Raw genomic sequence first — 14037 nt, 5'->3', positions numbered from 1 at the left:
GCTTCAAGCACCGCGCGGTTCACCTGATTGTCCTCGGCAATCAGGATATCCAGCTGGGAGACGTCCTGCGGCGTGTCGCGGAAAGGCTCTTCCAGCACGGCTTCGCTCTGGGCGACATGTTGCAGCGGCAGCATGACGGTGAAGACGGAGCCCTTGCCCGGCTCGCTTTCCACCATGATCTCCCCGCCCAGCGCGCGCACGACATTGCGCGTGATCGCCAGGCCCAGACCCGTGCCGCCGAACTTGCGATTCGCGCCGCTTTCGATCTGATGAAACGACTTGAAGATATCCTCGGTCTTTTCTTCCGGGATGCCGACGCCGGTATCGCTGACCGTCAGGACAATGCGTTCGCCATTGGGGTGTTGCTGGCTTTCCGCTTTCAGCCGGACACTGCCGGATTCGGTAAACTTGACCGCGTTTGAAACCAGATTGAACACGATCTGACGAATGCGCTTCTCGTCCGAGAGGATGCTTTCCGGGCAGTCTTCGGCGTCGACCGTGAACTCCAGCCCCTTGGCTTTGGCCGGCGCTTCCCAAAGGTCGCCGATCTGCTGGATGACGTGCTGGAACGCCACTGGTTCGGAGGCCAGCGTCAAACGGCCGGAGCGGATCTTCGAAAGGTCCAGAATATCGTCGACCAGCGCCAGCATCGTTTCGCCGGCGGACCGCACCGTCTCAACCCGCTTGCGATTGCCCTTGTCCAGCGTGTCTTCCATCAGCATGACTTCCGTCATGCCCAGAATGCCGTTCAGCGGCGTGCGGATTTCGTGACTGGTCGCGGCCAGGAAATTGGCCTTCGCCTGATTGGCTTTTTCCAGCGCCTGATTGGTGACGCGCAGCTTGCGGTTCGCGTCACGCGCCTGATTGCGGCTGCGGCGCGTGGAGAGATAGGCAAAGGTGATGGAAGCCAGAACGATGGCGCCGATGGCGAGGACAGCAAACAGGATGATCGTGCGCTGGCGCGACTGCGACCGCGCAAGACGGACATCCTGCGCCAGTTGCGCCGATTTCAGCTGCTCGATCTCCAGCTGCTGGCTGGTAAAGTCGAATTGCGCCGCCGCCAGCGCGGCATTGGCCGAGGCGGCAAGATTGCGGCCCTGATCGTCCAGGCGCTTGAACGCCATGTGGTGTTGCAAGGCCCGTTGGGGCTGCCCGAGATCGCTCCAGATCTTGTACGCGACTTCATGAAAGTCGCGGAATGTCGGGTTCGTCGCGGTAATGTCCTGCCCGTCAAAGGCGCGCGTTATGTGGCGGGACGCTTCCTGAAGCTCGCCGCGGGCATAGGCGATCTGCGCCTTTACGCCCCATACAAAAGGCTCCCAGGCGCTGGCGGCGGGCTCCATAACGCGGCTCTGAGCGCGATCTGCGGTCGCTTCCGCATCATCAAGATCGCCGGCCAGGAACTGCGCGGACGCAATATTGGTCAGGATGCGCGCATCCAGCAAAGGGCTCTCATAAGCCTGTCCGATTTCCAGCGCTTGCTGGAAATGTTCAACCGCCTCGTCATAACGGCCGAGCTCTTTCAGCGCGTTGGCGCGGTTATTATGCGCGGACAGATCCAGAGCGGGGTCGCCGGAAAAGGTTTCGACGGCCCGGTCGTAATATTCCAGAACCCGGGGATAATCGCGCGCGTCGTTATAGATCGAACCGATATTCTGCAACGCAATCGCCTGGCTGCGCGCCTCCCCGAGCGCGGCATAGATTTCATGCGCTTCCTGAAAGCTGGTCAGCGCCACCTGCAGATCGCCCAGCGCCTTGGTGACCCGCCCCAGAGCCAGAAGCAGGTCCGCGTCCAGCTTGTCCTGATCCCCATTTTCCGCGGCCAGCGGCAGGGCCTTTTCAATCAGCGGCAACGCGCTCTCGGCGCGATTCATCCGCGTCATCGCTTCCGCTTGAAGCCAGAACGCCGTCGCCAGTCCAACGCTGCGTTGCGTCGATGAAGGCAAGGGTTCGACAAGGCTCGCCGCGTCCTGCGCCTCTTCAAGAGAGACGTTCGGATCGCCCATCATCGAGGATTTGGCGGCTTCCACCTTGGCCTCGAAGGATTCCCACGTCCGCTGTTCAGCCAGCAGGATAAGTTCGTCCTGATTATCAGAAACGCGAGCGGACGCAGGCTGCAGGAGAAGCAGCCCGGCCATGCCGGCGAAGATAAAAAGACGAAACATTTGTGCGTCCGCGTCATTGAGACTGGCCGCACACAATGCATCAATTGATTTAAAAAAGGCTTTCCCTCAATAACTATGGGGAAATCAGCCCGTTAATCATTGATTATGCCGCACTGCGGCAAACGATGGAAAACGCCTGTCGTCATGAAAAAGGCCGGGCCTTCACGGCCCGGCCTTTGTCTATCCGGCAGTCCGGCAAGCGGTCTAGAAGTCGATACCGAACCGCGCGCCGAGCGCGAAATCCGATTCCTGAGCGATCGCAGCGTCCGAACGCATCTCCGCCCGGCCGAAAGCGCTGACTTCGCCAAGCCCGTCCAGAACCGGCAGCGCGTAGAGCGCCTCTAGCACATAGTCACGGCCGTCGCCGCCAAGGGCGATATCCTGGTTGACCACGCCGATCTCCCCGGTGGTGCGGTCAATGACCTGGACCGAGGCGAATTTCAGCCCGCCATCCTCGATATGCAGGGACTGGCCGAACGAGAGCCGCATGCGGTCGCTATCGCCAAACAGGCCCGTCTTCGCCAGGGCAAAGCTGTAGGCGCTGCTGGTCAGGCCGCCATCGGTAAGCGCGAACTGTTCGTCCGCCGCCGAGAAGCTGCCCGTATGGCCAAGGGTCGCGGAGCTGGAAAGCTCGAACCCGTAATCGAAAGCGATGCTGGCCCCGAAGGTCGCCGCGTCCGTGCTGGCGCCGCCGCGCAGGGAGGCCGGGCCGAGGCCCTGCACGCCCAGCAGGCCGGTGCGCTCGTTCAGGCGCGTATAGGAGGCGTTGAGCGTAAGGCGGTCAGTCGCCTGGAACGCGGCGCCGAAGCTGGCCGCCACGGCCTCATAGTCCTCGAGACCTTCATAGATCGGGCGTTCCTCGTTGCTGTAAGGCTGAACGAAGAAGTGCTCGTTATTCTGCTGCGTCACGCCGAAGGTCAGCGTGGCGCGGTCGCCCATGTCCAGAGCACCGCCGGCGTATGCGCCGCCGGACGCAAGACCCAGAACCGGGTTCACCCCGCCGCTCTCGCCATCATAATCGGAAAAGACGCCAAAGCCTTCCTGACCCGTCAGGGCCATCGCGCCTTCGCCATGACCGAAACGCAGCGTCACGCCTTCAGACGGGTTCTGCATGACGAAACCGGTCTGGAACGGCAGCGCGCCATCGCGGATATCGTCCCGCGGATTGCGGTTGGACACCGTCATCGACATGGACCAGCCATTCTGGGTGGTCAGCGGCGCGGAGTAGGTGGACATGTCGCTGAAGCCCGCGCCGTCCATCCAGTCCGTCATCCGGTCGGTCAGGTAGTTCTGGAAGCGCTCGGACTCGCCATTGATGCTCAGGCTTTGCCCGACCAGCATGTCGGAGAACGGAATAGCGAAGTCACGATACGTGTCGCCGATATCCTCGAAGGCGTAGAAAAAGACGCCTTTCTTGTCCCAGTTCTTGCGCGATTTCGGGTTGGAGCGTTTCAGGCTTTCCGCCGAAACCGGCTTGATGTTGCCATTCTTGCTCTTGACCTCGAAGAAATAGAGCTCGTCGTAATCCAGCGGCGATTGCGAGGCCTGAATGTCCAGCAAGCCCCAGCCATACGTGGAGTCCACGCCCGGCTCGCCCAGATCGCGGGCGGACTGGAGAATAATGTCCGCGCTTTCCTCGGCGTAATTCTTCAGCCACGGCCAGCGGCCATGCAGCAGCGCCACGGCGCCCGACACCAGCGGCGCGGCCACGGAGGTGCCGCTGCGGCGGAAGATGTCGTCTTCGCCATCGGAGGTCAGCATGAATTCGCCAGGCGCGACCAGGAAGCGGTATTTTAGCTTGTTTTCTTCCGCGCAGGCGCCGTTATCCAGCAGGCAGGCCTCGCCCGGCGTGTTTGAGAACGCTGAGATGCGTCCCGCCGGATTGACCGAGCCCACGACCAGCAATTGCGTGCCGATGTCGTAATTCCAGTCGATATCGACCGTCTGGGCCATGCCCTCATTGCCGGCCGCCTTGACCAGCACGACGCTGTCCGCGTTCGCGGCAATGTCGGGATGGGAAAGAATATCGGCCCAGTCGCTGTGCAGGGTCCATTCCGACACGCCCAGCGACATATTGATGACGCTGGCGCCCTGATCGCCCAGCGCGGCGATGCCCGTGCGGACATCCTCCCAGCTGGCGGTGCCGGTGTCGTCATAGGGATTGTAATTGGCGAGGTCTGCGCCCTGCGCCACGCCCATGACGCCCTGGCCGTTAATGCCCGCAACCATCAGGCTGGCGACAGATGCGCCGTGCGGGCTGGAGAAATTGGTGTAGCCGTCGCTATAGACGAGATTGTCGAGAAGGTCGGCGTCACCCTCGACCGGCGCGTCCAGAAGGCCAATCGTCACGCCGTCGCCGAAGCCCTGGTCATGCGCCATGGTGGGCGACCAGCGGACCATCGGCATCCAGTGATCGATGTGATCGACCCCGGTGAAGGACATCAGGCCGTCATACCACTCCATGAAGAAGGCGGAACGGTCGAACGGATGCATGCCGTCCAGAGAGGACGGATCATTGGGATCCAGGCCGTATTTGGCGAACAAATCGGACGCAAAACCGTTCCAGAAAGACTGGCCGGTCTTGTTCTGGACCGCCTCGCCCCACATCGCCTCACTGCGCGAGACAACCTCGTTCAGATCGCCCAGCAGGGCCTCATAGGCCGCCGCATTGTCGGCGCTGAAGGGGCCGATATCGCCCCAGGCCGCGTTGAGCGCATCCCAGAAGGGCCCGATATCGCCCCAGAAAGCGCCGATGTCGCCGTAGAAGGCGCCAATGTCGCCATAGAACGGGCCGATATCACCGTAGAAGGGGCCGATATCGCCGTAGAAGGGACCAATGTCCCCGTAAAACGGGCCGATATCCCCGTAAAAAGCGCCGATGTCACCGTAGAACGGACCGATATCGCCGTAGAACGCGCCGATATCGCCCCAGAACGCGCCGATCGCGCCATAGAACGGGCCGATATCCCCGTAGAACGGACCGATATCGCCATAGAAGGGGCCAATGTCCCCATAGAACGGGCCGATGTCACCGTAGAAGGGTCCGATATCGCCATAGAACGCGCCAATGTCGCCATAGAACGCGCCGATATCCCCGTAAAACGGGCCGATGTCGCCGTAGAAGGCGCCAATGTCGCCGTAAGCGGCGCCGACATCACCCCAGAACGCGCCGATGTCACCGTAGAACGGACCGATATCACCGTAGAACGGGCCAATGTCCCCATAGAACGGGCCGATATCGCCGTAGAAGGGACCGATGTCTCCATAGAACGGGCCGATATCGCCGTAAGCGGGGGCAAGGCGCAGCGCATCCGGACGGGAGGGCGCCTGAGGCGCGCTCACGCTGAGAACGTAGGAATAATTCGCGGCGGAAGCGCCTGGCGCGGGCGTGGCCGTCTGCGCCTGAGCCGGCGCCACAGCGCCAGTCAGCATGATCGCGGTGGCCGCCCCGGCCAGAAGTGCAAGCTTTTTCAAAGCATTGTCTCCCCAGACGCCTCTATTTATGGTTAATAGTAGACGAATGCGTACGGTTAACAGTTCATTAAATTAACTTTTAAGGCAATTGAGCCGCGAACACAAGAAAGTCAGACCGCGAAAAATCGCGGGCCGGTTGTAGAATTATCGGGGCTATATTCGCTGGAATCCGCCGCATGGCGGGGCATCACGGCGGACAGGCGTCCATCCGGCGGCTCAAGACTACAAGAAGAAATTTTTCAGGGTTGCCTTAAAGCAACATGCGTCCTTGAACAGGACAGTCTTGCTATACAATCGTCGCCCTGCCGCCAGGCGAGGGGTATGAATTCAGGCGTTTTACAACGTAAACGGAATAGAATTCGCGCCTGACGGGTAGAAAATTACCCGTCAGAGAGACTTTCCATTCCAGACTTACGCCGCGAATCAAGCAATCGAAGGAAGATCCAGCCCCTTCTCACGCGCGCACTCCCGCGCGATCTCGTAACCGGCGTCCGCGTGGCGCATCACGCCGCTGGCCGGATCGTTCCACAGCACTCGCTCCAGCCGCCGTGCCGCATCCGGCGTGCCGTCGGCGCAGATCACCATGCCGGCGTGCTGGGAGAATCCCATCCCCACCCCGCCGCCATGATGCAGGCTGACCCAGGTCGCGCCCGAGGCGGTGTTGAGCAGGGCGTTCAGCAGCGGCCAGTCCGAGACGGCGTCCGAGCCGTCCTTCATGCCTTCGGTCTCCCGGTTCGGGCTGGCGACCGAGCCGGAATCGAGGTGATCCCGTCCGATCACGACCGGGCCCTTCAGTTCGCCCGAGGCGACCATTTCGTTGAAGGCCAGACCCAGCCGGTGCCGGTCGCCCAAGCCGACCCAGCAGATGCGTGAGGGCAGGCCCTGAAAGCGGATCCGCTCGCGCGCCATGTCCAGCCAGTTATGGAGGTGCGCGTCGTCCGGCATCAGCTCCTTCACCTTGGCGTCGGTCTTGTAGATGTCCTCCGGGTCGCCGGAGAGCGCGGCCCAGCGGAACGGGCCAACGCCTCGGCAAAAGAGCGGGCGGATATAGGCCGGCACGAAGCCGGGGAAGGCGAAGGCGTTTTCCAGCCCCTCCTCCAGAGCGACCTGGCGGATATTGTTGCCGTAATCGAGCGTCGGGACTCCGGCGCTCCAGAAATCCACCATCGCGGCGACGTGAACTTTCATGGAGGCGCGGGCCGCTTTCTCGACCGCCCCGGGATCGCTCTCCCGCTTGTCCTTCCACTCGCCCAGCGTCCAGCCCTGCGGCAGATAGCCGTTCACCGGATCATGGGCGGAGGTCTGGTCGGTGACCATGTCCGGCTTCACGTCGCGGCGGACCAGCTCCGGGAACACATCGGCGGCATTGCCGAGCAGGCCGACAGAGACCGCACGCTTCTCTGCCGTCGCGCGCTCAATAATCGCCAGGGCGTCGTCCAGATTATCAGCGGATTCATCGACATAGCCGGTGCGCTTGCGGAACTCGATCCGGCTGGCGTCGCATTCCACGGCCAGGCACGAAGCCCCGGCCATGGTCGCGGCCAGAGGCTGCGCGCCGCCCATGCCGCCGAGCCCGGCGGTGAGAATCCAGCGGCCCGAAAGGTCGCCGTCATAATGCTGGCGGCCGGCCTCCACGAAGGTCTCGTAAGTGCCCTGAACGATCCCCTGGCTGCCGATATAGATCCAGGACCCGGCCGTCATCTGGCCGTACATCATCAGGCCCTTGCGATCGAGCTCATTGAAGTGATCCCAGGTCGCCCAGCGCGGCACCAGATTGGAATTGGCGATCAGCACGCGCGGCGCATCCGCGTGCGTGCGGAACACGCCCACCGGCTTGCCCGACTGCACGAGCAGGGTTTCGTCGCCCTCCAGACGCTTCAGCGTTTCGACGATGCGGTCGAAATCCTCCCAGCTTCGCGCCGCCCGCCCGATGCCGCCATAGACGACCAGTTCTTCCGGGTTCTCCGCCACGTCGGGGTCGAGATTGTTCATCAGCATCCGCATCGGGGCTTCGGTCAGCCATGATTTGGCGCTGAGCTCTGTCCCGTGCGGGGCGCGGATTTCCGGGGCGTTGCGGCGGCGGGTCTGGGTCATGCGGCGTCTCTTATGTCCTGCAATGTCTTTTCATAGATGGCCTGGGCCTCGGCCACTTTGCGCGCAGCTTCCTCGCGGGCCGTGCGATGCGCGTCCAGCAGGGACTGCGCTTTCTCGGTGTCGCCTTTCAGGCGCGCGTCAGAGGCCTGAGCCCGGAAATCCAGAGAGTCCACATAAAGGTCGTTCGCCTCCTTGCGGAGAGCCTGCATCCTGGCTTTCATGCCTTCGACATCGACTCGCTTGCCAAACCCCATGATCGCTTTCTCCCGGTTTGCCTGTCAGTTCGCCGCGGCGCCGGCACCCGTTGTTTTCAGCCGCGTCAGAAGCGCCTGAAGCAGCGGACGCAGCTTCGCCGCCCTATCCGAATCATAGGTCCAGGGCGGGGTCTCTTCCATGTAGGTCCCCTGCACAATTTCCATCTGTACGGCGTGGACGCCCTCTTCCGGCCGGCCGTAATGGCGGGTGGTCCAGCCGCCCTTGAAGCGGCCATTCATGACGGTGGTAAAACCCGCCGCCTCGGCCTCGCCCCGCCATTCCTCGAGAATCGCCGTGATTTCAGGCGCGCAACTGGCACCGCCATTCGTGCCGATATTCAGATCCGGCAGGCGTCCCTCGAAAAGAAAGGGCAAATCGCCGCGGATCGAGTGACAGTCATAGAGGACCGCCGCGCCGTTCTGCGCCCTGACGCGGGCGATCTGGGCCTCCATGGCGGCGTGATAGGGGGCGTGGACCTGCTGGCGGCGGCGCTCGATCTCCGCCTCGTCCGGCTCCCGCCCCTCGCGATAGATGGGCTCGCCTTCAAAATCGATCACGGGACAGAGCCCTGTCGTGTTCTGGCCGGGATACAGGGATGCGCCGGACGGGTCGCGATTGACGTCCAGCACGTAGCGAGAGAAGCCGGCGCGTATGACCGTCGCGTCGGGCGCAAGACCGTCATAGAGCGCGGGGATGTGCCAGTCCGTATCAGCGACCGCCCGCCCCCGCGCGTTCAGGCTTTCCTCAACATCGCCCAGCGCCGTGGCGCCGTGCGGCTGTCCCAGAACCAACGCCGAGTCGCCCGGCACGGTGAGAACCGGCGGAATCATGACCAGTCCAGGCGGATATCGGCGGCCTCGGCAAGCGCCCTCGTCGCGACCATGGTTTTGGCGGCCTCCTGATCGCCCGCCATGTAACGGTCATCCTCCAGCGCCGGAACGTCGGCGCGGATGCGCGTCATGACGGCTTCCAGCGCGCCGCTGGATTTCAGGGGACGGCGCAGATGCACGCCCTGCGCGGCGGCCAGCGCCTCGATCCCGATGATGACCGCCAGATTGTCCGTCATGTCGATCAGCCGGCGCGCGCCGTGCGCGGCCATGGAGACATGGTCTTCCTGATTGGCGGAAGTCGGGATGGTGTCGACCGAGGCGGGGAAGGCGCGCGACTTGTTCTCGGAGACCAGCGCGGCCGCCGTGACATGGGCGATCATGAAGCCGGAATTGATGCCGGGATCGGGCGTCAGGAAGGCCGGAAGGTCCGACATGTTGGGGTCGGTCAGCAGCGCCACGCGCCGTTCGCTGATCGAGCCGATCTCGCAAACCGCCATGGCGATCTGGTCGGCGGCAAAGGCCACCGGCTCCGCATGGAAATTGCCGCCGGAAATTATGTCGCCATTTTCCAGCACCAGCGGATTGTCGGTCACCGCGTTGGCTTCCCGCTCCAGCACCGCGGCCGCCTGATCCAGAACGTCCAGACACGCGCCCATGACCTGCGGCTGGCAGCGCAGGCAGTACGGATCCTGAACCTTCAGACAGGTCTTGTGGGATTTCAGAATGTCCGACCCGTCGATCAGATCTCTCAAGATACGCGCCGCGCGAATCTGCCCCGGCTGGCCGCGCAGGGCGTGGATCTCCGCCCGGAATGGCTTGACCGAACCAGCCGCCGCGTCCAGCGACAGCGCCCCGGTGACCAGCGCCGCCTCCGCCGCGCGCCGCGCGCGGAACAGGCCGGACAGCGCCAGCGCGGTCGAAAACTGCGTGCCATTGATCAGCGCCAGACCTTCCTTGGCCTGCAGGGTCAACGGCGTCAGCCCGGCGGCCTTCAGCGCAGCGTCGCCCGGCTGGCGCTGACCCTGATGGACCGCCTCGCCCTCGCCGATCATCACCGCCGCCATATGCGCCAGCGGCGCCAGATCGCCCGAGGCGCCGACCGAGCCCTGCCCCGGGATGACCGGGATAATGCCATGCTCCAGCATCGCCTCGATCATCGCCACGGTCTCGGGCTGCACGCCAGAGGCGCCGCGCCCCAGAGACAGCAGCTTCAGCGCCATCATCAGACGCGTTTCCGCCTCGCCGATCGGCGCGCCGGTCCCGCAGGCGTGCGACACGATCAGGTTGCGCTGAAGCGCCTCTGTCTGGTCATCCGAAATGCGCTTCTGGGCCAGCTTTCCAAAGCCGGTATTGACCCCATAGACGGTCTCGCCGCTGCGCACCGCCTCGGCGACGCGACCGGCGGAGGCTTTCACCGCATCGGCGCATTTTTCGGTGAGACGCGCCGCGTCGCAGGACCAGAAAAGCGCTTCGAGTTCGGCGAGGCTCGCCTCGCCCGGAATCAGGACGTGAGGAATCATGGCGTCTGCATAATCCGGGCGTGCAGCGGATTAAAGCCGAAGCGATAGGAAAGCTCGGCCGGATGGTCTGCGTTCCACACCGCCAGCTCGGCGCGACAGCCGGGCGCGATGATCCCCGCCTCGCCCTGAAGGCCCAGCGCCTTCGCCGCGTTGCGCGTGGTTCCGGCCAGCGCCTCTTCCGGCGTCAGGCCGAACAACACGCACGCCATGTTCATCGCGAGCAGCGGCGAGGTCATGGGCGAAGTGCCGGGATTGGAGTCCGTCGCCACCGCCATCGGAACACCCGCCTCGCGCAGCGCATCGACCGGCGGCAAACGCTCATCTTTCAGGAAATAGAACGCGCCCGGCAGCAGCACGGCGACTGTGCCCGCCCCCGCCATGGCCTTGATGCCGGTTTCTGAAAGGTGCTCCAGATGGTCCGCGGACAGGCCGCCGAACTCGGCGGTCAGCGCCGCGCCATCCTGATCCGATAATTGTTCGGCGTGCAGCTTGACCGGCAGGCCCAGCGTCTTCGCCTTTTCGAAAACACGCCGCGTCTGGGCGTTCGTGAAGCCGATCCGCTCGCAGAACGCATCCACGGCGTCGACCAGCCCCTCGGCAGCCAGCGCCGGCATCATCTCCTCACAAACCAGATCGATATAGGCGTCCGCCCGCCCCTCATAGTCTTCCGGCAGAGCGTGCGCGCCGAGGAATGTGGTGCAAACGCGCACGGGCCGCATCTCACCCAGCCGCCGCGCGGCGCGCAGCATCCGCCGCTCGCTCTCCAGGTCCAGCCCGTAGCCGGACTTGATCTCCACAGTCCCCGCGCCCTCTGAGATCAGCGCATCCAGACGGGGTAGCGCGGCTTCGACCAGTTCATCCTCGCTGGCCGCGCGGGTCGCCTTCACGGTCGAGCGGATGCCGCCGCCCGCTTTCGAGATTTCCTCATAGCTCGCGCCTTCCAGCCGCATCTCGAACTCACGCGCGCGCCCGCCCGCGTACACAAGATGGGTGTGGCAATCGATCAGCGCCGGCGTGACCAGCCGGCCGTCCAGATTTTCCGAGGCCCAGCCGGAATAGTCTTCAGGCAGATCCGCGGCCGACCCCGCCCAGACAATCCGCCCCGCCTCCGCGGCGATGGCGCCGTTCTCAATCAGGCCGTACGGGCCCCCGCCCGGCTTCATGGTGGCGAGGTTGGCGTTGCGCCAGACCTGGCGCGCTTGAGCTTGGCTGATGTCCGGCAATCGAGCTTCCTTCTTCACGGCTTGGCCCAGCTATGCAAAACAGCGGAGGCGATGTCCAAACTGTTTTTCAATCATGCGCTGCTCGTAGAGGGCTGGGCGGAAAACGTCTCGGTCACAGTATCAGAGGATGGCGTGATCAGCGCCATTGCGGCTGACTCCGCGCCTGAAGGCGCGGCGGACGGCGAGATCGCCCTGCCCGGCCTGCCCAATATGCACAGCCACGCCTTCCAGCGCGCCATGGCAGGGCGGACGGAACGCAAGGTGGAGGGCGAAAACAGCTTCTGGAGCTGGCGCCAGGAAATGTACCGCTTCCTGGATCGCCTGACCCCTGAACACGTCGCCGCCATCGCCGCGCAGGCCTATATGGAAATGCTGGAAACCGGCTCCACGACGGTCGGCGAGTTTCACTATCTCCACCATGACCGGGGCGGCGCACCCTATGCCAGCCTCGCCGCGATGGCGGAGGCCGTGGCCGCGGCGGCGGGCGAAACAGGCATCGGCCTGACGCTGCTGCCGGTCTTCTATGCGCAGGGCGGGTTCGGCGGGAAACCGCCCGAGCCCGCACAGCGGCGCTTCATCAATGACCCGGATCGTTTCCTGAAACTGATAGAGGGTTGCGAAGGCGCGGTATCCGGCCTGCCCGCAGCCCGCGTCGGCTTCGCCCCGCACAGCCTGCGGGCGGTCACCGAAGACAGCCTGAACGCCGTGCTGACGGCCCGGCCGGATGGCCCCGTTCATATTCACATCGCCGAACAGGTGCGTGAGGTGGAGGATTGTCAGGACTGGTCCGGCCAGCGCCCGGTGGAATGGCTGCTGGAGCATTTCGATGTCGGCGCCCGCTGGACCCTGATCCACGCCACCCATATGACCGAAGCTGAAAGCCGTGGCGTGGCGGAGACGGGCGCCGCGATCTGCGTCTGTCCGATCACGGAAGCCAATCTGGGCGACGGCATATTCAACGGTCCGACCTTCCTGAACGCCGGCGGCCGCATCGCCATCGGCAGCGATTCCAATGTCCTGATCTCCGCGGCGGAAGAGCTGCGCTGGCTGGAATATTCGCAGCGTTTCCGCGACCGCGCGCGCAATGTATTGGCGGTCAATGCCGCTTCGACCGGGCGGGCGCTGTTCGACGCGGCGGCCCACGGCGGCGCGCAATCGTCCGGACAGGCGATCGGCGCGCTGAAAACGGGCAATCGAGCGGATATCATGACGCTGGACGCGGACCACGCCGCGCTGGCCGGACTGGAAGGCGATGGCTGGCTGGACGGCTGGATTTTCGGCGGCGGCAGTGTCGAGAAGGTCTGGACCGGCGGGACATTGCAAGTATCCGGCGGGCGCCACAGGAACCGCGACGCCATCCAGTCCGCCTACCGCAAGGCCGTCGCGGACCTCACGGCGTAATCGCCCGCCTTGCGCCCGCGGCGCGACTCACGGTTTCTGATCGCATGAGCGCGCAAGACCACAAGTCCCGCCTGGACGCCCTTCTGGCCAGTGACTACCCGTCCCTGCTGAAGCTGGACGAGGATACATGGTTCGCCGACGAGGACGCCCTGACCTCCTATGAGCATGTCGAACTGATCGCGGCCATTGAAGACCGGTTCGATCTGGACATCGAAGACGAGGAAATGGTCGAGGAGAACTTCGGCTCCCGTGCCGCGATTCTGGGTTATCTCGAACGCAACGCCGGCTGATTACCCGCGATTAACCAAACTTGAACCCGATTCGGATCGACTGAACCGCGAATACTCATGATTCGCGCGATGGAGCCGCTCCGCATGCAGTCACCCAATTTCGAGAGTTTCGAATGGTCCCACGGGAAGGTCCGCGAATGCGACCCCAATTTCCCCACCACCCTGCACGCCTGGGACAAGGACGCCCTGACACTGAAGGGCATGAGCGCCTTTTTCGGATTCGTCGCTGAAGGCGAAGCGGTTCTGACCACGGAGTCGGGCGCGTTCCGCCTGAAGACCGGCATGTATTTCTCCGCCAACGGCAAGGTCACGATCCAGGGCGGGCGCGGCATCGTTATCGAACGCCACGATCACCGGGCCTATTTCCTGCTCGGCGGGCCGGTCGAGGAAAAGGGCCGCCTGAAATATATCGACGGCTGCACCGACAGCCTGCTGCTGCCGCCGGTGCGTTATGGCGACCCTTGCCTGAATCTTCTCTATTTCCCGCCGGGCATCGACCAGACCTCCCACACCCATCCGTCGGACCGTATCGGCTGCGTCTTTTCGGGGCGCGGCGAGTGCGAGACGCCGGAAGGAATCATTCCGCTAACGCCGGGCACGATGTTCCGCATCCCGGCCGAGGGCGCGCACAAATTCCGCACCACCGACAGCGCGATGCGCGTCATCGCCTATCACCCGGACAGCGATTTCGGCCCCACCGACCAGACCCACCCGATGATCAACCGGACCATGGTCGAGGGCGTTTCGGCCTCCCAGCTTCCGCAGCTGCAAACGGCGTAGAACGC

The 14037-nt window shown here is 63.9% G+C and carries 10 protein-coding genes; 3 read left to right on the top strand and 7 right to left on the bottom strand.

Going from position 1 to position 14037, the window contains the following annotated elements; translation table 11 throughout:
- The 7 genes from H2040_RS08875 to hutI form a co-directional block, all read right to left on the bottom strand.
- Window positions 1-2165 (bottom strand): ATP-binding protein (locus tag H2040_RS08875; protein WP_287156893.1); only part of this gene is annotated, 2165 nt, incomplete at its 3' end.
- A 204-nt stretch (window positions 2166-2369) separates the two neighbouring features.
- A complete protein-coding gene (locus H2040_RS08870) occupies window positions 2370-5639 on the bottom strand; it encodes a S8 family serine peptidase (protein WP_287156892.1) in 3270 nt (1089 codons plus the stop codon).
- Between the two features lie 423 nt (window positions 5640-6062).
- Window positions 6063-7733 (bottom strand): urocanate hydratase, encoded by a 1671-nt coding sequence (gene hutU, locus H2040_RS08865; RefSeq protein WP_287156891.1) that lies wholly within the window; start codon window positions 7731-7733, stop codon window positions 6063-6065.
- Window positions 7730-7987 carry a hypothetical protein gene (locus tag H2040_RS08860; protein ID WP_287156890.1) on the bottom strand — a complete coding sequence of 86 codons (258 nt, stop codon included), beginning with the start codon at window positions 7985-7987 and terminating at the stop codon, window positions 7730-7732. Before H2040_RS08860 ends, hutU begins: the two co-directional genes overlap by 4 nt.
- A gap of 24 nt (window positions 7988-8011) precedes the next feature.
- Window positions 8012-8818 (bottom strand): N-formylglutamate deformylase, encoded by an 807-nt coding sequence (gene hutG / locus H2040_RS08855; RefSeq protein ID WP_287156889.1) that lies wholly within the window; start codon window positions 8816-8818, stop codon window positions 8012-8014.
- Window positions 8815-10338: a histidine ammonia-lyase gene (gene hutH / locus H2040_RS08850; protein WP_287156888.1), complete on the bottom strand. Its 1524-nt coding sequence runs from the start codon at window positions 10336-10338 to the stop codon at window positions 8815-8817. The genes hutG and hutH overlap by 4 nt, the downstream gene beginning before the upstream one ends.
- Window positions 10335-11501: an imidazolonepropionase gene (gene hutI, locus H2040_RS08845; RefSeq protein WP_502709331.1), complete on the bottom strand. Its 1167-nt coding sequence runs from the start codon at window positions 11499-11501 to the stop codon at window positions 10335-10337. Before hutI ends, hutH begins: the two co-directional genes overlap by 4 nt.
- Before the next feature lie 111 nt (window positions 11502-11612).
- On the opposite strand from hutI, the gene H2040_RS08840 reads away from it, so the two are divergent.
- The 3 genes from H2040_RS08840 (at window position 11613) to H2040_RS08830 (ending at window position 14032) form a co-directional block, all read left to right on the top strand.
- A complete protein-coding gene (locus H2040_RS08840) occupies window positions 11613-12962 on the top strand; it encodes a formimidoylglutamate deiminase (protein WP_287156886.1) in 1350 nt (449 codons plus the stop codon).
- A 44-nt stretch (window positions 12963-13006) separates the two neighbouring features.
- Window positions 13007-13252, top strand: coding sequence for an acyl carrier protein (locus H2040_RS08835; protein WP_287156884.1), 246 nt, complete (start codon window positions 13007-13009; stop codon window positions 13250-13252).
- Between the two features lie 84 nt (window positions 13253-13336).
- Window positions 13337-14032 (top strand): cupin domain-containing protein, encoded by a 696-nt coding sequence (locus H2040_RS08830; protein WP_287156883.1) that lies wholly within the window; start codon window positions 13337-13339, stop codon window positions 14030-14032.
- Window positions 14033-14037: the final 5 nt, after the last annotated feature.

The organism is Euryhalocaulis sp., assembly GCF_013911995.1.
In the GTDB taxonomy this organism is placed as follows: Bacteria; Pseudomonadota; Alphaproteobacteria; order Caulobacterales; family Maricaulaceae; genus Euryhalocaulis; species Euryhalocaulis caribicus.
The sequence above is the reverse complement of the archived record's forward strand: the minus strand, read 5'-3'. Positions and strand labels throughout refer to the sequence as shown.

What these genes read in the sequence shown, in the direction of transcription:
- hutU (WP_287156891.1), bottom strand. Translation starts at nt 7,733, where the DNA reads ATGACCCAGACCCGCCGCCGCAACGCCCCGGAAATCCGCGCCCCGCAC.
- H2040_RS08860 (WP_287156890.1), bottom strand. Translation starts at nt 7,987, where the DNA reads ATGGGGTTTGGCAAGCGAGTCGATGTCGAAGGCATGAAAGCCAGGATG.
- hutG (WP_287156889.1), bottom strand. Translation starts at nt 8,818, where the DNA reads ATGATTCCGCCGGTTCTCACCGTGCCGGGCGACTCGGCGTTGGTTCTG.
- hutH (WP_287156888.1), bottom strand. Translation starts at nt 10,338, where the DNA reads ATGATTCCTCACGTCCTGATTCCGGGCGAGGCGAGCCTCGCCGAACTC.
- hutI (WP_502709331.1), bottom strand. Translation starts at nt 11,501, where the DNA reads ATGAAGCCGGGCGGGGGCCCGTACGGCCTGATTGAGAACGGCGCCATC.
- H2040_RS08840 (WP_287156886.1), top strand. Translation starts at nt 11,613, where the DNA reads ATGTCCAAACTGTTTTTCAATCATGCGCTGCTCGTAGAGGGCTGGGCG.
- H2040_RS08835 (WP_287156884.1), top strand. Translation starts at nt 13,007, where the DNA reads ATGAGCGCGCAAGACCACAAGTCCCGCCTGGACGCCCTTCTGGCCAGT.
- H2040_RS08830 (WP_287156883.1), top strand. Translation starts at nt 13,337, where the DNA reads ATGCAGTCACCCAATTTCGAGAGTTTCGAATGGTCCCACGGGAAGGTC.